Raw genomic sequence first — 18,697 nt, forward strand, 5'->3', positions numbered from 1 at the left:
CCCTACTTCGAGTACGCTGCCCGAACGCTCACGCCAGGGATGGCGCCGACGCGCCCGGCAAGCGCCGCGATGGTGTCCTGCGGAGCATCGACTGCGACCGAAATCACGTTCATGTGACGCTTGGGGTAGGGGATGCCCATGCGGCCGATGATGATGCCCGCATTCTCGTGAAGCACCTCGTTGAGGCGCGCGACCGAATCCGGATCCTCGACGATGATCCCCAGCACCGCTACACGCGTTTCCATGGTGGCCTCCCGATGGGTTGTCCCTTCTCCCTGTGCCGCTTGCAAGAATACGCCCCGCGGCACCGCTTTGACGCCGCAAGGCGCGTTGGTGCGGGGATGCGTACGAGAAAGGGGCTTCCGCTGCCAATCCGCCCCTGCGTCCCTACCCCCGAGGCACCAGCGGCGACAGCTCCCCCTGCGACACGATTGTGACCTCGTGCACCGCACGGCTGATGGCGGTGTAGAGCCTCCTGCGTGACAGCTGCGTGTCGGGATAGACCGCGGCCTGCGCGTCGGGTACCACCACATGGTCAAACTCGAGGCCCTTCGCCAGGCGAAGATCCATCACCACCACACCCGTTGCCGGCATCAGGGAATCTCGCTCCATGAGACGCACGCGCTTTCCCAGTTGCTTGGCAATCCAGTTGGCGCGGGCGGCGTCGGCGGCGACAATGGCGGTCAAGCCCTCCTCGCCAGCGGCCTTCTCGGCAATGCGTCCCAGCTCAGCGACGTAGTGCCCTGCGTCACCGTCTGCCACCTCGACAATGCGAGGCGGTGTGCCCGCGCGCTGGACCGAGGCGAGCCGCGCCCGTTCGTCCAGCGGCAAGAGACTCGTGAAGAGCGCTGTGATCTCGGGGCTCGAGCGGTAGCTGGTGAGAAGCTCGCAAGTCTCGGCCTCGCCATGCGTGGCCGAGAAGATCTGGCGCACCTGGTCGAAGGTCGCCGTCCCCTCTCGGATGGCCTGGTGCTCGTCGCCCAGCAGCACGAAGTGCGCCTGCGGGAAGTAGCGCGCAAGAACCATGAGCTGCGTCACGGTGTAGTCCTGCACCTCGTCCACCATCACGTAGCGTGCAGACTTCTCGCCGCCGCCCATCACCAGCAGCTTGAGGTAGACCCACTCGGCAGCCGAGAGGGCGCTCTTGCCCAGCACGCGTATGCCGATGCGATCGATGCGCAGCCAGTTGCCGCGCTCGATCTCGTCATGCGCATCGGCAAAGAGGTGCCGCAGGTAGGTGAGGGCGTAGGAGGCACACTCATCGTCGCACGCGGGGCTTATCGTCTGGCCAAAGACCTCGACCTGCTCCTCCACGTCGAGACCAAGCATCTCCTCCCAGATCTCCTCGCTCTTCGAAAGCGCTGCAAGCCTGCGGTCAAGGCGGTCGTGCAGCTCGTCTTTGACCAACGCCATGAGGCGCGGCCCCACTGGAATCCGCGAGAACTTGGCCACGGCACCCGCCACCGAGGACGCCTTGAGCATCACGCGCTCGCCGCAGCGAACCTCGCGCAGGTCATCGGGCTCGAGCGTCAGTGTGCGCACACCCTCTTCCAGGTGCGCGAGTTCCTCCGGGCTGCCGTCGCGCCCGTCGCCGCGCTCGGAGAGGCCAAGCGAGGAGAGGAAACCGCGCCACGTGAAGATGCGCGGGTTCTTCTCGCCCATGCTGGGCAGTACCGTGTCAATGTAGCGGAGGAAGACGTCGTTGGGCGTGAAGAGGAAGACCTGGTCGGCCGAGAGAGTCTTGCGCTCCTGGTAGAAGAGGTAGGCCACACGCTGGAGCAGCACAGACGTCTTGCCGGAGCCCGCAATGCCGCTCACGAGAAGCACGGGCACGTCCTTGTGGCGGATGACTGCGTTCTGCTCGCGCTGGATTGTGGCCGTGATGGCTGCGAGCTTCTCCGAGTGGTGCTTCTTGAGGGCGCCGAGAAGAAGCGAGTCCTCGATGGCCACCGTTGTGTCAAAGTACGAGTTGAGCGTGTCGCGCGTGATGTCAAACTGGCGGCGCAGCAGGAGGTTCACGGTGCGTGTGCGACCATCGACCTGGTAGGAGGTGGTGCCCATCTCCTGGTTGTAGTAGGTCTCGGCAACGGGGCTGCGCCAGTCCACGATGAGGGGGCGCTTGCGCTTGTCGGTCATGCCGGCGGCGCCAATGTAGACGTCGCGGGGTGGGCGGTCGGGTCGCATCTCGAGCGTGACCTTGGCAAAGTACGGCTGGCGCAGCAGCAGAAGCACGTGCTGGAGCTTCTCCACGGTGAAGTCGTGGTACTGGTTGTACGTGTCGATGACCGAGTTGAGCGTCTCGATGGCGGCGAGCGTCTCCATGGTCTCGTCTGTGCCGCCAAAGTCCGGGCGAATCTCCTCGCTCATCTCGCGAAGGTCGTCCGCGGCGCCCCTGTGGTTGGTCTCGATTTCCTCAGTGAGGGTATCGCGCAGGTCGCAGAGCTGGGCGTATATCGCGCTCAGATGGTCCTGCTCCTCACGGAACGTATCGTCGTGCGTCTCGTCTGCCATGCGTCCTCCCCGTGCCCGGCACAAAAGCGTGACGGACTATTGTAACGCGAGAGGGGCGACAGCACCGTGGCTCTGTAGCGCCGAGTGGGGTGAGAGTGGGGCGACAGGCGCTAGGTTGTGGCGTCACCGTCGATGGCAAGGCGCACGGTGCAGGACGGAAATCCCCCGGCGTTCGAGTACGCCACCGTGCACGGAATGCGGTCGGGGAGCGCCTTGGGGTCAAGGCTTGCCCCCAGTGCCAGCGCGTTCATCTCGCTGGAGTTGAGACGACCCATTAGCTCGTTGAAGACCAGACAGCGCCAGGAGGTGCCAATGCCAAACGGCCCCCTCTCGCGCACAAACTCGCCGGAGGCCGAGGTCACGGAGTGCCTGGCCATCTCGAGGTCGGCCGTGAGAACCATGGCGGTGCTCTCAAAGACGTACTCCTCGAGCCTCTCGGGCTCGCGCCTGCGTATTGCCATACGTCCCCCTTGGTCGTCCGTGGTCTTCTCGGTTGTGCACGGCGTGTCTAGTCGCAGGCCCTCTCGATGCGCTTGCGCAGTTCGTCGATGCCAAGACCGGTTTGCGCAGAGGTGAGCAGCATCTGCTCGCGCGGTACCTCGAGCTGGCGAGAAAGGAGCTCCACCTGGCGTGCCTGCTTAGGGCGGCTGAGCTTGTCGGCCTTGGTGAGCGCGACTACGAAGGGCAGCTCGTTTTCATGGAGGAACCCGAGCATGTCCTGGTCGAGCCTCTGAGCCTCCAGGCGCACGTCGACCAGGGCAATGACCAGGTTAAAGCTGCGCTCTTGCGCGAAGTAGCCCGAGATGAGGTTGGCCCAGCGCTGGCGCTCGGACATCGAGACGCGTGCGTAGCCGTAACCGGGCAGGTCGACAAAACTGATGCCGTCGGCCTCGAAGAAGTTCACGTTGGCGGTCTTGCCCGGCTGAGACGAGACCTTGGCCAGGGCCTTTCTCCCCAGCAGCCTGTTGAGAAGTGACGACTTGCCCACGTTGGAGCGGCCGACAAAGGCAACCTCCGGCGTGGTGGGCGCAGGGAGGCCGTCGACCGTTCCGTACGAGGCGATGAAGCGAGCGTTCTGGAGGTTGAGCGCCATGGTTGGAGTCCCCTTTTCACGATTTCCTAAGGCGTCATTCTACCCGAATGAGACAAGGGGACTGTCCCTCTGTCTCACGGAGTAGAATGACGCTATGAGTGGAGCCGGCGAGAAGGACGGAGACAAGCGTGGACCCCAAGGACCAAAAGCCTGACGAGCCGCCCAAGCACTCCCTTCTCGTCACGCTCCTTCTCGCCGCGGCAATCGCGCTGCTTGCGGGGCTTCTCGCCTGGGGCGTTCCGGTGCTGCTCAGGATGGGAGGGCACGAGGAGGAGCAGCAGGGTGCATTGACCGTCCAGGAGGACGTGCCCGAGGGCCCCAGCGAACAGGTTCCCGAGCCGTAGTTTTTCGCTGAAAGCCCACCGGCCCCGTCGCTCGCGCTGCGCACCCTTCATCATGGACTCGTTCGCAAGCACGCGCGCCCGCACATGCGGTGGCCCGCGCACAAAGGGGGAAACGTGGACCTTCTCGAGCTTCTCAAGGCAGCAGCCTATGGCATGGTCGAAGGCATCACCGAGTGGCTGCCCGTCTCGTCGACGGGACATATGCTCCTTCTCGAGCAGTTCATGCCGCTCAACGTCTCGAAGGACTTCTGGGACATGTTCCTTGTGGTGATTCAGCTTGGCGCCATCATCGCCGTGCTTGTCGCCTTCTTCCACGAGCTCAACCCGTTCTCGGGTGCCAAGTCTGCGGGCGAGCGCCGCTCCACCTGGATGCTCTGGGGCAAGACCATCGTTGCCTGCATCCCCGCCGCGATGGTGGGGCTGCCGCTTGACAACTGGATCGAGGACCACCTGGGAAGCCCGTTTGTGATTGCCGCCGCGCTTATCGTCTACGGCATCGTGTTCATCGTGATCGAGTCCATGCGCGAGCGTCGCGCCCGGCGCCTCATGGCCATGCCCGTCACGGCTCCAGCTACGGCCGCAGGCCCCTATCGCCCGCGTCACTTCTCGTCTGCCGCACCCCAGCAGAAGCTCACGGTCTCGCAGGCAGCAGACGCAGACGTCCGCATCCAGGACATCGACGACCTCGACTGGAGGACGGCACTAGGCATCGGCCTTTTCCAGGTGCTCTCGATTGTCCCGGGCACGTCTCGCTCCGGATCCACCATCATTGGCGGTCTCATCTTGGGCTGCTCGCGCACTGTGGTTGCGCAGTTTACGTTCTACCTGGCGATTCCCGTGATGGTGGGGGCCTCGGGCCTGCGCCTTGTGAAGTACTTCCTCAAGGGCAACACCTTCACCACCCCCGAGGCGGCCATCCTGCTCACGGGCTGCATCGTAGCCTTCCTCGTATCGCTTGCGGCCATCCGCTTCCTCATGGGCTTCGTGAAGAAGCACGACTTCAAGCCCTTCGGCTGGTACCGCATTGCGCTGGGCGTCGTTGTCATCGCATACTTCGCATTGGTCGCGGCGTAGGCACCGGCGGCACCGTTCACCCGCTACGACGCCATCTTCGTGAGTGCGTAGAACTTCCCCGCAGACGCATTTGCCAGCGTGTCTGCGTCCCAGGTCTTTGCCGTCACGGCGCTTGAGGTTGGGTCGTGTACGGTGTAGGTGCCGTCGGAGCCCTTCTCGACCACAAGGATCCAGTGGTCGTAGGCTGTGAGCGAGTTCGCCTTGACCTCCATGGCCAGTACGGTCCCCGACGCGAGCACTGCCGAGATGTTCTCGGCTGAGGTGTCGTAGGCGTGGTAGACCACGCCGAGCGAGTTGGACTCGGTCGTGAAGAAGTCCCCGCTCAGGTACGAGTCACCCGTAGCCAGGCTGTCCTTCTCGGCCAGAGCCGCTATCGTTGCAGGGGTGTTGTCAGTCGAGCCGGTAAGGCCGATGACCGCCATCGCCATCACAGTGGGGCCAGAGCCCGTGATTGCGAGCGCGCTGCCTGCGTAGTCAACCGCGCCCCAACGGGAGTCCCAGTCGTAGAGCTGCGGATAGCTCCCAATGGAGGCATCCTCATCGTATGCCTGCGCGGTCTTGTCGGAGTCAAGGTAGCCCGCGACGAGAGACGCCGCATCGGGCTCGTCGAGGGCCAGCTCAACCAGGCGCTCGTCTCCGTACCGGTCGGCGTTGGCTGCAATCTGCGCGATCTGGTCATTCTGGTCGAGGCGCGCGGTGAGCTCCTGCGAGAGCGTGTCCGAGATCCCGCTTGCCACGCGGGGCTTCTCCGCTTCGGCCTCCTGCTGCCTCTGGGCGGCGCTGTTGGCAACGCAACTGGAAATGGCGAAGATGAAGAGCACTATAGCGACAACGCCCAGCACCAGGACGAGCACCATGCGCGCATCAAGGCCCATGACGCGCCACCGCCCGGCACTCCCAAAACCAATGCTGCGGCTTCTCAGCTCATAGTCCCGCTGGCGGCTGCGTCCCTGTGACCTATAGCTCAGCGACGACTGCCGGCGCGGGTGCAATCCAGCACCCCGTCCGCGTTCGCCATGCGAGCTGTGTCCTCGGCGAGGCGCGCTGTTGCCGCTTCCGTGGGAGCGACTGCCGTGGCTGCCGCGCGACACACTCGTGCCTCGCTGGGGTCTCTGAGACCTGTCGTCGGAGTACTCCATCGTTCCTCCTCGCGTGGGTACATGGGCGTCCCAAGGCTCGATGCAGCTTTGCGAATGGCGCGCTATTGGGCTTGCCATACAAAGTGCCACCTCACATGCCTTATAGCACTATAAGGCAGTGTTGCTTTCTCGTCGTGCGAGAGTTGTGCAGACGGTGCCGGCGCATGCCTACGGGCCCATAAGTGGCATGAGCAGACAAATCCCGACAGCCAATCGCACTAACTCGCCGGTATGTTGCTTGCGTGACCCGGTACGGGCATGTGGATATGGCGCAAATTTGATACGTATAATCCGAAGAAAGTATTCATCGTTGTTTGGTGGCCGTGCCATTCGGGCAGGGCCACAGGTTGAGAGGCATCACGTGGCAAAGCAGAGAAACAATCGCCAGGAAGCCATCAGGCAGATTATCCGAGACAAGGCAATCCACACCCAGCGCGCGCTGGTGAAGGAGCTTCAAGACATGGGCTTCTCGTGCACGCAAGCCACGGTCTCAAGAGATATTACCGAGATGGGCCTGCGCAAGCTCCCCGAAGGCATCTACGTGCTCTCTGAGGACCTGCACCTGCAGCGTATGCTCTCGGAGTTCGTGATAGACGTGCTGCGTGCTGAGAACCTCGTGGTGATTAAGTGCCAGCCCGGTACCGCCTCCGGTATCGCTGCGGCCATTGACGGCGCGGCACTCTCACATGCACTGGGCTCTGTGGCTGGTAACGACACGGTGCTTGTGGTTACGGTTGACGGTCAGCATGCGGCCGCCCTGCAATCCCTCGTGAAGAAGCTCGGCAGCTCGAAGTAGAGACAAGGGAGAGACAAGGGAGAGACAAGGGGACAGCCCCCTTGCCTCTTGTCTCATTTTTACTGGCCTGTGGTCCCTGTGCCGCCGGTACCGCCACCGGTGTTGTCATCGCCGGTACCGCCACCGGTGTTCTCGCCATTACCACTGCCGCCGTTTTCGCCGGTGCCGCCGCCGTTCCCGCTGTTCTCACCGGTCCCGCCGGTACCGCCGCCGGAACCGTTCCCGCCAGTGCCAGCGCCGGTGTCGTCGCTGCTGTTTTCGGTCGTGGAGCCGTTCGTCTCTGTTGTGGTGGCGTTTGTGGTCGTCTTTCTGGTCGTCGTAGTCGTGGTTGTGGTGTTGTCGCTCACGGTGCTGTGCGGGGTCGAGTTCGAGTTCGAGTTCGTGGATGTAGAGGTACCCACAAACGTCCACGAGCTGTTGCTCTTGTAGGTTGCGGTCTCCGTGGAGACGGGGAACTCCTCGCGTGCGACACCCGACAGCGCAGCGTTCATGTAGTTGGTCCAGATGGGCTGGGCTGTGGTGGGCGTCGTTGCAAGCGCGCCCCTATAGTACGCGGCCCGGTTGTTGTCGCGGTTGCCCACCCATACCGTGGTGGTGAGCTGGGGGGTGAAGCCGCAGAACCAGAGGTTGTCAGCCTTATCCGAGGTGCCGGTCTTGCCGCCTACGGGCTGGTTGGCGGTGAAGTACCTGTGCACGTAGTTCGTCGTGTAGCCTGCGTCCACGACGCCCTCGAGGACCTCGCGCGCATCCTGGGCAACGCCCTCGTCGATTACCTGCTGGGGGTCATCCTCGTGCTCGTACACGATGTTGCCATTGCGATCCTCGATCTTGGTGATTGCGATGGCGTCGCGATGCACGCCGTTGGTAGCAAAGACGGTGTAGGCCTCGCACATCTCGAGCGGCGTAACACCCGAGGAGCCAAGGACCAGCGAGGGGACGGACTGCAGGTCCGAGTCGATGCCCATGAGGTGGGCAGTCTGGATGAGCTTGTCGACGCCAACCGCCATGACCACCTGCGCGTAGCCCGTGTTCGAGGAGAGCTCGGTCGCGCGGGCGAGGGTCACATAGCCGTACTGCGCGTTCTCGTAGTTGTGAGGTGTCCAGGTGGAGGTGATCTGCATGGGGGAGTTGCAGTTGAGGATAACGGTGGGGCTCATGCCGTCAATCATCGCCGCCATGAGCATGAACGGCTTGAAGCTGGAGCCTGCCTGACGCTGGCTGGTTGCGAGGTTGATGGAGCTCTGGCCTTGGCTTTCGTCATAGCCGTAGTTGGTGCCGCCCACCATGGCAACAATGTGGCCGTTGGTATTGTCGATAGACACCAGTGCTGCGGAGAGCTGGTCGTTTCCGGACATGGAGACGAGATCGTCTACCGCCTCCTCAGCGGCCTCTTGCTTCGCGGGGTCGAGCGTCGTGTAGACCCTCAGACCGCCTTTGAGGATGGTGTCGTTGTCAAAGTCGTTCTGGAGAAGCGACTTCACGTAGTCGGTGAAGTAGGGGTAGGAGCCAGAAGTCTCATCCTGCAAGGAGCCGGGGTTCAAGATGAGCTCCTCCTGCGTGGCCGCGTCGTACTCCTCCTGCGTGATGTCACCCTGTGCAAGCATGTTGCCCAAAACCTTGTTGCGGCGCTCGACGCAGGCGTCAGGATTCACGAATGGGTCGTAGTAGGAGGGTGAGTTGGGGATGCCCACAAGCGTTGCCGCCTCTGCCAGCGTAAGCTCGCTCGCGTGCTTGTTGAAGTAGGTGACGCTTGCCGCCTCAATGCCATAGGCGCCCTCGCCATAATAGATGGTGTTGAGGTACATGTTGAGGATCTGGTCTTTGGAGTAGGTCTTCTCCATCTGGATGGCGATGTAGGCCTCGCGCACCTTGCGCTTGAGCGTCTGGTCGAACTGCTCGGACGAGAGGACCGTGTTTCTCACGAGCTGCTGTGTGATGGTGGAAGCGCCCTCGGAACGGCCACTGAGCTGGCTCACGATGGCGCGCAGGATGCCCTGGGGGTCGACGCCGTTGTGCTGGTAGAAGCGCTCGTCCTCGACGTCGACCGTGCCCTTTTTCACGTAGTCGGAAATCTCGTCGAGTGTGATGGAGCGACGGTTCTGGAGGTAGTACTGCGCAATCTCTGTGCCGTCCGCGGCATAGACAATCGTGGGCTCGGCAACGAGGTATGCGTCTGCCGACTCGTAGTCCGGCAGGTCCTGCAGCCACGAGTCGACGATCGTGCCCAGCGAGAGAGCGAGCGCCAAAGCGAAGAGCGCTATGAAACCAAAAACGCCGGCGATGCCAAAACCGACGGCGTGCGTGCTTGAATGCTTTCGAGCCCTGCGGGTCCTGATGCCCATGGAACCTCCTTGTGTGGACACAATCGTACTCATTATAGGGAAAGTAGAGAAAGGGGCTCGTGGGCTTGTGTCTGTTCTGAGGGGACGTGGGTTAAGCCAATCATCAATCTACCCGAACCATTATCAAGCATGGAGCTGGAACTATGGGGTACTTGCTCGAAAGCGTCTAATTGCTTCTGGGGAATTGAAATGGGTTTAGAATATTCGCGTTCTGGCGCTTTTCAGCGCTGTTTGCCGCTTGCTTCGCCATAGCCCTCGTACGCCACGTTAGCTTGGCTTGCAAGGGATTGCGTTTGACGTTCTCGTGGCGGTGCAGAACGAGAAGTCCCGGCAAAGGGAAATTGTTTGGCTATTAGGACGTCTGGAAGTCCCGGATACCAGAGAGTAGGCTTCGATGATCAACTTTAACGTTCCGCCAGTTGTGGGAAACGAGATGGGGTATGTTCGCCAGGCAGTGGAGGACAACCGTAAGATTAGTGGTGACGGTCCTTTCACCAAGAAGTGTGAGCAGTGGATGTGTGACCGCTTCTCGACCCCAAAGGTTCTCCTTACCACGAGCGGAACATCTGCGCTGGAGATGGCGGCATGGCTCTGCGACATTAAGCCCGGAGACGAGGTCATTCTCCCCAGTTTCACGTTCTCAAGCACGGCTACCTCATTTGTGCTGGCCGGCGCCAAGCTCGTGTTTGTCGACGTGCGTCCCGACACGATGAACATCGACGAGTCCAAGATCGAGGCCGCCATTACCGATAAGACCAAGGCCATTGTTGCCGTCCACTACGCTGGCGTAGCCTGCGAGATGGACACCATCATGGACATTGCCCAGCGCTATGGCCTAAGGGTCGTGGAGGATGCTGCGCAGGGTGTCATGAGCACGTACCATGGCAAGGCACTTGGTTCCATTGGTGACCTTGGGTGCTTCTCGTTCCACGAGACTAAGAACTACTCTATGGGCGAGGGTGGTGCCATCCTCATCAATGACCCTCAGCTGTTCGAGCGGGCCGAGATTATACGCGAGAAGGGCACGAATCGCTCTCGCTTCCTCCGCGGACAGGTGGACAAGTACACGTGGGTCGACTGGGGCTCGAGCTACCTGCCTTCCGACATCAACGCTGCGTACCTCTGGGGACAGCTCCAGTGTGCAGACGAGATCAACGAGAACCGCCTTGCCAGCTGGGATGCATATAAGCGTGCGCTCCAGCCCCTTGCTGACGTGGGCGTCCTGGGGATTCCAACCAGCCCTGAGGGCTGCAAGCACAATGCTCACATGTTCTATGTCAAGGCAGCGGACCTCGGGGAGCGTACCGCCCTCATCGCATTTCTTAAGGAGCGTGGCGTTCAGTCTACATTCCACTATGTGCCGCTACACAGTTCGCCAGCTGGCCTCCGCTTTGGGCGCTTCTCTGGTGAGGATGTCTATACCACGCGCGAGAGCAACCGCCTCGCAAGGCTTCCCATGTACTATGGGCTGAAGCCTTGTGACCTCAACACCGTCGTGGAGGCGATTCACGCCTTCTATGCGGGCAGATACTAGGGGGATTCGTGTCTGAGAAGTCTGAGAAGAATGCTGGAAAGGTAACGAGGACCCTCGTCGCCCTTCATGGGGTCCTGCTCGTTCTGTCTCTCTCTGGTGTATGTTCCAAGCTCGCTTCACGCCAACCGTTCATGTCCCTCGCTTTCATCTTGCTCTATGGGGCGGTCCTGGTTATCCTGGCGTTCTACGCGCTCGTTTGGCAGCAGGTCATAAAGCGGCTCCCCCTTACCTTCGCCTATGCTAACCGTGCAATTACGGTTGTGTGGGGCATAGTCTGGGGCTACCTCTTCTTTGGCGAGAGCGTCAATCCGGTCATGCTGGTGGGTGCCGTGATTATCATCTGTGGCATCGTCCTCTATGCAACGGATGGCAGCGCCGATTCCGAGAAGGGCGGCAATGCCAATGAGTGAGCTAGTCGTTTATTCTCTGGTCTATCTCTTTGGTACCTTCATCAGCGCGCTTGCACAGGTGTTGCTCAAGAAGTCTGCCATGAAGACGTATGACTCTCCCATAAAGGAATATCTCAACCCCCTTGTTGTTACGGGGTATGCCATCTTTTTCGCAGCGACGCTATGCACGCTGCTTGCGTATAAGGTCGTGCCACTCTCGATGGGACCGGTCCTTGAGGCTACGAGCTATGTATACGTCACGATCTTTGGGGTCGCCATTTTCCATGAGCGTGTTTCCAAACGCAAGTTCCTAGCGCTTGCGCTCATCATAGGTGGCATTGTCATTTATTCGTTCGGTGTGTAGGAAAGGGGCTCTCCTGCTTGTGGGAGAGCCCCTGCTTGCCTATCCGTTGCTGATTGCAGTCTGGTCTTCGTGCCGCCTCTTTCGGTTGCGCACGCGAAGCCCAGTCCAGCATCCGGCAAGGGCACATCCCGACATTCCAGCGCACCAAAGGCCAATGGTGCGCTCGCTATCATGGTATTCAAAGCGAACCGTGTGAGATCCCGCTGGTACACGTACCCCCAGGAAACCGAGATTAGCGACAATCGCTGGCTGCTCCTCGCCGTCGACATATGCATGCCAGGATTGCTCCCAGCTGAACGGTACAACCACATAGCCATCTGAATCCAAATCGATGGTTCCTTCGATGTGGTCGTTCCCATAGCTCGTAACAGTGGGATTCGATGACATGCGTGCCTCGTATCCCTGCTTGTAAAAATCAAAGTAGCTCTCTGAAGTGCTTGAAACCTTGATGTTGGTAACCGTTGCGTCTTGCGTGTTGTTGACATCAGAGATGGTGACGCAGGCGTATTCGTAACCCTTGTCGGCCACGACAATGCGGATGTGCTCGTTGCCTGCCGCCGTCCGATAGCGGGCTTGAGACACGGGTGTGGCATCGCCTGCGTTCTGGTAGAGGGGAATGTTTATATAGAGATTGCCACTCTCCGTGGACGTCGCAGAAAGGTCCATGTCAAACACCAGGTACTCCTGACGCCCCTCAGTCGGAAGGCCCATGTTGATGACTCCACCAGGCTTGAGCGTCTCTGCAGTGGACGAGAGCTGCGTGCACTCTGAGTTCAAGACAGACTCGTAGGTGGCCGAGGTGACGTTGTCATCTTGGGCAATGCTGTCTGGCAGGATGACATTCGCGAGCATTGCGGCAGGCCTGTCCTCCCTGTCGATGCTCAGGAAGTCGGATCGGGACATGGCCTCAGATGACGTGTAGCCATACAGCATTGGGAGGGCGTACTCGTTTTTATAGAGATACCAGTCGCCCTGGTCGGAAATCTGGCCGTATCCGTATGGTACGGCAGGAGCAATGCCGTCATGATTGTTGGGTATGGCGAGATAGCCGACACCGAGAAGGTCATTGAGTACGTTGCTACGGACACCATACGCGTAGCGCGAGTAGCCAGATTGCTCAACGTAGTCGTTGCCCATGCTGGCGAGAAAATCGGTGGTCTGGCTGTTAATTCCGGCTCCGCCTATGTACATCTTGGTGGATAGGTACGAGCCCGCCATTGAGGAAGTAAGCAGGCCTCCCTGGTCGTCGATGCGCTGCTCCCCAACGGTAACCCCGGCATCCTCCAAGGCCTGGGCGGAGGTGTTGGAAAACGAGTTATAAAAGTCCTCCGGAGTGATGGTGGGCACGTTGTTGACAACCCGATATCCAGCAAAGACAAGCTCGAGTGGGACGACAATCACGAGAAGCGAAATCCATGCGCTGCGGCCAGTGCGCCTGGGCACGAGAAGAATGACAGCGTAGACAATGAGAAGCGCCCCCGCAAGCGCAATCGGCCTTTTTGCAACATGGTTTGGGTACAGGATAGCCGTACCCGTTGCGAGGAGAGCAAGGGCCACGCCGAAAACAGCGATAAGGGTCTTCGCGTTAGCGCGCTCCCAGAGATTCTCTAGCCCAAGAGTCCCCAGATATATGATGACCAATACGACAAAGAACGATGACATCCTGAAATCGTCATTGCCTACCGCAAAGCCGTTCATGAGATATCGAAGGCCAGGGAACAGACAGTAAAGGAGGGCGAAGAGCGCAGGCACAAGGAGCCAAATGCGCTGCCGTCGGTCTTTGCCCATAAGGCTTAGCGGGGTCGCAACTATCGTCAGCAGGCCGCAGTAGTAGTAAGGGGCATTGAGTGGGCTGGTCGGACCCACGTACTTGGCTAGATAGCCAAGCCCTCCCGTCGTGAAGGTGTTGACAAGTTCCGTAGCAATGGTGGTGCCATCCGAAAGGGAAAGTAGCTGGAGGAGAGACATGCCAGAGGAGTCTGTGCTCCCGGTGATGTTGGAGCCTACTCGCGAGCTTGTTGCGTACACACGAATAATGGGGAGCAAAAGCGGCAAGGCGAGCATCACGCCAGCGATATACAGACCAACCAGCTGGAGTACGGCAACATGGATGGGACGATTGTGATGGGGCGTGCCACCCTCGTAGCCAAATCTGAAGAGAGCATAAGCAAACAGCACCGCGCTGTAGAGAATAAGTCCGTAGAGGTTAAGAATGGAGAGCATGAGCGCGAGAGCGAGGGGAAACGCGATGAACTTATGCTGGTCATGGAAGAATCTTTCAAATGCCCAGAGGAGCATTACGGCAAAGGTGACCTCCATCGTATATGCCGTCCAGGCCGAGATGGCAAGCATCCTGCCACAGAATGCACACCCCAGGCTGATGACAAAGCGGGTCCTCCACCTTGCGTTAAGCCAGCCTGTGTACAGGTAGCAGAAGATGCCAGCTAGAACTATTTTTGCAATTTGGCACCACAGCATGCCCCAAAGGACTCCCTCGAATCCAAAGAGTGAGACGACATACTCGGCGTTCCAAGACTCTAGCGTCACCGTTCCTAGGTACTGGGATGGGTTCCAGGTTGAGAATATTCCATGCGAGAAGCGATAGGCAGCGTTCAGGAAAAACGGAACACTCTGTGCGTAGGAGTCCGAGCCAACTTCCACATAGACAAGCGCGCGCTTGCCACAGATGAAGTCGAAGTACGTAAGGCAGGTCATGAGAAGCAGCACCACAAGGAAGACGAGGAAGCCCCTTCGCTTGTGATCGTCCTCATCCATAGAGTCGATTGCGGCAGAGAGCTTGTCGAGCATTGACTTTCTCCGATTCCGACGATGTGAAGCTGACATGGCATATTGCTCATCACGATTGCACGCGCGATTCAATACGAGCTTGCCCACAACTAGCCATGATAAGGAAGTACGCATTGAGGTGCAGGCTGAGCGTAGCGCATTTTGATTGTGCGTTAGAATTCTATCTTTAGGGGCCCTCTCGGGGGCATCGCCTGAGAGGGAGGAAGCACAGTCGTGTCTTTGGTAGACGTTTCTATAGTAATTCCCGTCTACGGGTGTCGCGCCGCTCTGCCAGAGCTGCATCGGCGTCTTGTGACAACCCTGGAGGGGATGGGCAAGACCTTCGAGATTGTGCTCGTGGATGATTGCTGCCCACAGAATTCGTGGGAGGAAATCAAGAAGATCTGCGCGACAGACAGGCGGGTCGTAGGGATCCACTTCTCGAGAAACTTTGGGCAGATTCGGGCAATCACCTGTGGGCTTGATCATGCGCGGGGTGAGTGGGCTGTGGTAATGGACTGTGATCTCCAGGATCGTCCGGAAGCCATCCCGCAGCTCTGGGACAAGGCCCACGAGGGCTACGATGCCGTGTTCGTACGACGCGTCAACAGGAAGGACAAGGAGTCCACCAAGTTCTTTTCGCGATCCTTCTACAAGGTGTACGAGCATTTTACCGATGGCTCTTACGACAACACAATCTCCAACTTCAGCATTGCCTCGCGACAGGTTGTGGACCAATACTGCCGCATGAGGGAACACAACCGGGGCTATACGACATTCATCAAGTGGCTGGGCTTCAACCAGGCTGCCATTGACGTTGAGGGTGATGAGCGCTTTGAGGGTGAATCCTCCTACACCATGCGCAAGAAGCTGCGGATGGCGTTTGAGCTCATCACATCGCAGTCTACAAAGCCGCTCAAGCTGGCGGTCAACGTTGGATTCACGGTGTTCTTCATCTCGCTCGTTTACCTGATTTTCCTACTTATCTACCATGCGGTAGTGCCTGATGTGGCAGTTGGCTGGACCAGTACCATTGGTGCCATTTTCCTCATGGGCGGGTTGAACATTGGCGTTGCTGGCATTGTTGGCCTGTATGTAGGAAACATCTTCGACGAAACCAAAAACAGGCCGCTGTACGTCGTGAAAACCATCCTCAACGGCAGTGAAGGAGACGATGGGAAATGATCCTGGTCATCGGTGGCACGAGCTTTATTGGCATGTACACGATTGACGAGCTTGTCCGCCATGGCAAGAAGGTCCTTGCGACTGGCAGGAACCGCAAGCTCGAGCCCATGGTTCGCTCGCTGGGAGCGGACTATGTCGAGCTTGACATTACGAACGAGGGCGATTTCTCCAAGCTCCCCACGACCGACGTTGAGGACGTGATCTTGCTTGCGGCCCTGCTTCCTGCCAATGCCAAAGCAGACCTTGTGGATAATGAGAATGCCGCGGATTACTTTCAGGTCAACTGCATCGGCACGGTCAACGTTCTAGAGTACTGCCGCAAGAATGGTATCAAGAGGGTTATCTCGTGCTGCAGCTACGGGGATACGTCGAACTCTTGGGGCAAGGGATATGCCATCACTGAAGACGAGCCTCGCGGCTTCAAGTTTACGGGCGACCATGCCATGTATGTGATTAGCAAGAACGCCGCTAACGACACTATCGAGTACTACAACCAGCAGCATGGCATGCAGGGCGCCAGTTTCCGTTTCCCGCCGGTCTATGGTGTTGGCCCTCACGGGACGATTATGGTGAATGGCAAGCCCTACAAGTCTGGCATTCAGACCTTCATCGAGAACGCTGAGCAGGGTAAGGACATCGAGCTCTGGGGAGATCCTCACATCAAGCGTGACATCATTTACGTGAAGGACGTTGCCCGTGCGTTCAGGCTGGCCTTGGCAAGTGATGAGACCTATGGGCTCTACAACATGACGAGCTCGACGCAGCTTGATCTTGAGGATCAGGCGCAGGCCGTTATCGAGGTATTTGGTAAGGGCAAGGGTTCCAGGATTGTCTATCGCCCCGATAAGCCAAACAACACCCCGTCCTTTCTCTACAGCATGGAGAAGGCAAAGCGCGACTTTGGGTTTGTCCCCAAGTACACGGACTACAAGACCATGATGCTCGACTACCAGAAGGAGCTCGAGAGTGGTCGCTGGGAAGTGCTGGTCTCGGCAGACGATTAGGTCGCAAGCGCTTCTTGGGTACGTTGGGTGGCTGGGTTGAGAGAGCGAAGGTGTGTTATGAGTCACAAATCTTCCGTAAGGATTATCGCCATGCTGACGCTGTTCGTTGTGGCAGCGGCGTGGCCCAGCAGGGCGTATGGCTCGACTCAGCCTGGGGTCGCTGACCCCTATACGCCCTCCTCTCGCTCGGTAGTCATTGCTGTCGATGCTGGCCACGGTTCTGTCCTGGGCGATTATGGTGCTTCAGGTAACGGTCTAAAGGAATCAGAGCTAACCTCCACAATTGCTGATGCGATGAGGGAGCGTCTCTTGCAGTATGGGGATGTGAGCGTAGTGATGACTCGTCCCTCATGGGGGGCATACCCTAACCAGACGCTTGATTTGATGGGAAGAACCGAGACTGCTAGAAATGCCGGCGCAGACCTGTTTGTGAGCGTGCACATCAATGCGGGTGGCGGGACTGGAGCCGAGGTTTACGTACCAAATGCGAGTTCGTATAACTACAACTGCCGAACGGTTGGGTTGGCCGTAGGCCAGCGGGCGCTCAGCGGACTGGTTTCCCTGGGATTTAATAGCAGAGGCATAAAGACGGGGTCACTGTCGTCGACATATCCTGATGGCAGTGCGCAGGACTATCTATCCGTAATCCGAAACTCAAGGCTCCGGGGCATTCCCGCAATCTTGGCAGAGTGTGGCTTTATCGATACCTACTCCGATGCCAGCAAGCTGTCTAGCACGAGCAAACTCATGGCAATTGGGAGCACCGAGGCAGACGAGATAGCTGCGTACTACGGGCTCTCAATTGGTCCCAATGTGCCACATTTGTACGTAACCTCTATGTCCAACGATGAGATGGACATAGCCTGGGCATCCACGAACGCAGAGAAATACGCAGTCTATATTCGAGAGGACGATGCGGATTCCTGGAAGGCGTATACGGAGGACTACACCAGCACTTCCATTCGACTTGCGTCCATGCCTGATGGGAGTCCCCTCCAGAACGGCAAGACGTACCAGGTTCTTGTGCAGGCGTATCGTGGGGGCTCTTGGTCATCAATAGACGCTGGGGCTCGGTGGATTACCCTTGTTCCCTCCCCGGCCAACGTCACCGCCGCCGCCACCGGCGACGGCGAGGTCACGCTCTCCTGGGACGCCGTCGAGGGCGCCGACGCGTACGCGGTCGCCGAGCTCGTCGGCGGGTCGTGGAGGACCTACACCCTCGACTGCGCGTCGACCTCCTACGTGGTCTCCGACCTCGCCAACGGCGTGAGCCACTCGTTCCTCGTCCAGGCCCGCGTCGGCGGGCGCTGGTCGCAGGTGTCCGCCGCCCTGTGCGCCTCCGCGACGCCGTCCGGCACCACGAGGCCCTCTGCGTCGGCGGTCGCGGGCGACGGCGAGGTCACGCTCTCCTGGGCCCGCGTGCCCGGCGCCGAGAGGTACGCCGTGGCCGTCATGGAGGGCGGCGGCTGGCGCACCTACACCTACGACTGCGCCGGCGAGTCCTACGTGGCCGGCGGCCTCGAGAACGGGACCCGCTACACCTTCCTCGTGCAGGCCTACGTGGCCGGCGCCTGGTCCAGCTTCGGCGCGGACGACTACGTGCTGGCCACGCCCTCCGCCTCCACGTCCCCGGCCAACGTCACCGCCGCCGCCACCGGCGACGGCGAGGTCACGCTCTCCTGGGACGCCGTCGAGGGCGCCGACGCGTACGCGGTCGCCGAGCTCGTCGGCGGGTCGTGGAGGACCTACACCCTCGACTGCGCGTCGACCTCCTACGTGGTCTCCGACCTCGCCAACGGCGTGAGCCACTCGTTCCTCGTCCAGGCCCGCGTCGGCGGGCGCTGGTCGCAGGTGTCCGCCGCCCTGTGCGCCTCCGCGACGCCGTCCGGCACCACGAGGCCCTCTGCGTCGGCGGTCGCGGGCGACGGCGAGGTCACGCTCTCCTGGGCCCGCGTGCCCGGCGCCGAGAGGTACGCCGTGGCCGTCATGGAGGGCGGCGGCTGGCGCACCTACACCTACGACTGCGCCGGCGAGTCCTACGTGGCCGGCGGCCTCGAGAACGGGACCCGCTACACCTTCCTCGTGCAGGCCTACGTGGCCGGCGCCCGGTCCAGCTTCGGCGCGGACGACTACGT

The 18,697-nt window shown here is 60.0% G+C and carries 16 protein-coding genes and 1 pseudogene; 10 read left to right on the forward strand and 7 right to left on the reverse strand.

Annotated elements, in window-relative coordinates:
• Positions 1-2: 2 nt before the first annotated feature.
• The 4 genes from E0E00_RS13600 to yihA all read right to left on the reverse strand — a co-directional run bounded on the left by E0E00_RS13600 (position 3) and on the right by yihA (position 3,604).
• Positions 3-245, reverse strand: a complete 243-nt coding sequence (locus E0E00_RS13600) for a TM1266 family iron-only hydrogenase system putative regulator (protein WP_036576377.1) — start codon at positions 243-245, stop codon at positions 3-5.
• 142 nt (positions 246-387) lie between these two features.
• Positions 388-2,511: an ATP-binding domain-containing protein gene (locus E0E00_RS13605; protein WP_130813066.1), complete on the reverse strand. Its 2,124-nt coding sequence runs from the start codon at positions 2,509-2,511 to the stop codon at positions 388-390.
• A gap of 110 nt (positions 2,512-2,621) precedes the next feature.
• Positions 2,622-2,972 carry a hypothetical protein gene (locus E0E00_RS13610; protein ID WP_130813067.1) on the reverse strand — a complete coding sequence of 117 codons (351 nt, stop codon included), beginning with the start codon at positions 2,970-2,972 and terminating at the stop codon, positions 2,622-2,624.
• 47 nt (positions 2,973-3,019) lie between these two features.
• Positions 3,020-3,604: a ribosome biogenesis GTP-binding protein YihA/YsxC gene (gene yihA / locus E0E00_RS13615; RefSeq protein ID WP_130813068.1), complete on the reverse strand. Its 585-nt coding sequence runs from the start codon at positions 3,602-3,604 to the stop codon at positions 3,020-3,022.
• 128 nt (positions 3,605-3,732) lie between these two features.
• Between yihA and E0E00_RS13620 the strand changes: the two genes are divergently transcribed.
• Both E0E00_RS13620 and E0E00_RS13625 read left to right on the forward strand, forming a co-directional pair.
• Positions 3,733-3,948 (forward strand): hypothetical protein, encoded by a 216-nt coding sequence (locus tag E0E00_RS13620; RefSeq protein WP_130813069.1) that lies wholly within the window; start codon positions 3,733-3,735, stop codon positions 3,946-3,948.
• A 114-nt stretch (positions 3,949-4,062) separates the two neighbouring features.
• The gene (locus tag E0E00_RS13625; protein WP_130813070.1) at positions 4,063-5,022 is read left to right on the forward strand and encodes an undecaprenyl-diphosphate phosphatase; all 960 of its coding nucleotides are present in this window, start codon (positions 4,063-4,065) and stop codon (positions 5,020-5,022) included.
• Between the two features lie 23 nt (positions 5,023-5,045).
• Here E0E00_RS13625 and E0E00_RS13630 read toward each other — a convergent pair whose 3' ends face one another.
• Entirely contained in the window at positions 5,046-5,897 is an 852-nt protein-coding gene (locus E0E00_RS13630) for a hypothetical protein (RefSeq protein ID WP_130813071.1), read from the reverse strand.
• Positions 5,898-6,522: 625 nt separating this feature from the next.
• Here E0E00_RS13630 and E0E00_RS13635 point away from each other — a divergent pair.
• Positions 6,523-6,957 carry an arginine repressor gene (locus E0E00_RS13635; protein WP_130813072.1) on the forward strand — a complete coding sequence of 145 codons (435 nt, stop codon included), beginning with the start codon at positions 6,523-6,525 and terminating at the stop codon, positions 6,955-6,957.
• A gap of 59 nt (positions 6,958-7,016) precedes the next feature.
• Here E0E00_RS13635 and E0E00_RS13640 read toward each other — a convergent pair whose 3' ends face one another.
• The gene (locus E0E00_RS13640; RefSeq protein ID WP_130813073.1) at positions 7,017-9,299 is read right to left on the reverse strand and encodes a transglycosylase domain-containing protein; all 2,283 of its coding nucleotides are present in this window, start codon (positions 9,297-9,299) and stop codon (positions 7,017-7,019) included.
• Between the two features lie 394 nt (positions 9,300-9,693).
• On the opposite strand from E0E00_RS13640, the gene rffA reads away from it, so the two are divergent.
• From rffA to E0E00_RS13655, 3 genes are read left to right on the forward strand one after another with little or no spacing between them, the layout of a single operon-like run.
• The gene (gene rffA / locus E0E00_RS13645) at positions 9,694-10,833 is read left to right on the forward strand and encodes a dTDP-4-amino-4,6-dideoxygalactose transaminase (protein ID WP_130813074.1); all 1,140 of its coding nucleotides are present in this window, start codon (positions 9,694-9,696) and stop codon (positions 10,831-10,833) included.
• Between the two features lie 8 nt (positions 10,834-10,841).
• Positions 10,842-11,243 (forward strand): DMT family transporter, encoded by a 402-nt coding sequence (locus tag E0E00_RS13650; protein WP_130813075.1) that lies wholly within the window; start codon positions 10,842-10,844, stop codon positions 11,241-11,243.
• Positions 11,236-11,586: an EamA family transporter gene (locus tag E0E00_RS13655; protein WP_165443724.1), complete on the forward strand. Its 351-nt coding sequence runs from the start codon at positions 11,236-11,238 to the stop codon at positions 11,584-11,586. The genes E0E00_RS13650 and E0E00_RS13655 overlap by 8 nt, the downstream gene beginning before the upstream one ends.
• Positions 11,587-11,625: 39 nt before the next feature.
• On the opposite strand, the gene E0E00_RS13660 is transcribed toward E0E00_RS13655, so the two are convergent.
• Positions 11,626-14,394, reverse strand: coding sequence for a YfhO family protein (locus E0E00_RS13660; RefSeq protein WP_165443712.1), 2,769 nt, complete (start codon positions 14,392-14,394; stop codon positions 11,626-11,628).
• Between the two features lie 213 nt (positions 14,395-14,607).
• Between E0E00_RS13660 and E0E00_RS13665 the strand changes: the two genes are divergently transcribed.
• The 4 genes and pseudogenes from E0E00_RS13665 to E0E00_RS13675 form a co-directional block, all read left to right on the forward strand.
• Entirely contained in the window at positions 14,608-15,558 is a 951-nt protein-coding gene (locus tag E0E00_RS13665; protein WP_207302774.1) for a glycosyltransferase family 2 protein, read from the forward strand.
• Complete coding sequence (locus E0E00_RS13670; protein ID WP_130813078.1) at positions 15,555-16,562, forward strand: NAD(P)-dependent oxidoreductase; 1,008 nt, start codon at positions 15,555-15,557, stop codon at positions 16,560-16,562. Before E0E00_RS13665 ends, E0E00_RS13670 begins: the two co-directional genes overlap by 4 nt.
• A gap of 90 nt (positions 16,563-16,652) precedes the next feature.
• Positions 16,653-17,270 (forward strand): annotated as a pseudogene (locus tag E0E00_RS15510) (N-acetylmuramoyl-L-alanine amidase); the annotation flags it as partial.
• Between the two features lie 39 nt (positions 17,271-17,309).
• A partial coding sequence (locus E0E00_RS13675) for a hypothetical protein (RefSeq protein WP_242622284.1) occupies positions 17,310-18,697 on the forward strand: 1,388 nt, incomplete at its 3' end.

The organism is Olsenella sp. Marseille-P4559 (assembly GCF_900605015.1).
GTDB lineage: Bacteria > Actinomycetota > Coriobacteriia > Coriobacteriales > Atopobiaceae > Tractidigestivibacter.

Excerpts from the sequence above, each read along its gene's own strand:
- E0E00_RS13605 (WP_130813066.1), bottom strand. The coding sequence starts at position 2,511 with ATGGCAGACGAGACGCACGACGATACGTTCCGTGAGGAGCAGGACCAT.
- E0E00_RS13610 (WP_130813067.1), bottom strand. The coding sequence starts at position 2,972 with ATGGCAATACGCAGGCGCGAGCCCGAGAGGCTCGAGGAGTACGTCTTT.
- E0E00_RS13600 (WP_036576377.1), bottom strand. The coding sequence starts at position 245 with ATGGAAACGCGTGTAGCGGTGCTGGGGATCATCGTCGAGGATCCGGAT.
- rffA (WP_130813074.1), top strand. The coding sequence starts at position 9,694 with ATGATCAACTTTAACGTTCCGCCAGTTGTGGGAAACGAGATGGGGTAT.
- E0E00_RS13640 (WP_130813073.1), bottom strand. The coding sequence starts at position 9,299 with ATGGGCATCAGGACCCGCAGGGCTCGAAAGCATTCAAGCACGCACGCC.
- E0E00_RS13670 (WP_130813078.1), top strand. The coding sequence starts at position 15,555 with ATGATCCTGGTCATCGGTGGCACGAGCTTTATTGGCATGTACACGATT.
- E0E00_RS13630 (WP_130813071.1), bottom strand. The coding sequence starts at position 5,897 with ATGGGCCTTGATGCGCGCATGGTGCTCGTCCTGGTGCTGGGCGTTGTC.
- E0E00_RS13655 (WP_165443724.1), top strand. The coding sequence starts at position 11,236 with ATGAGTGAGCTAGTCGTTTATTCTCTGGTCTATCTCTTTGGTACCTTC.
- yihA (WP_130813068.1), bottom strand. The coding sequence starts at position 3,604 with ATGGCGCTCAACCTCCAGAACGCTCGCTTCATCGCCTCGTACGGAACG.
- E0E00_RS13660 (WP_165443712.1), bottom strand. The coding sequence starts at position 14,394 with ATGCTCGACAAGCTCTCTGCCGCAATCGACTCTATGGATGAGGACGAT.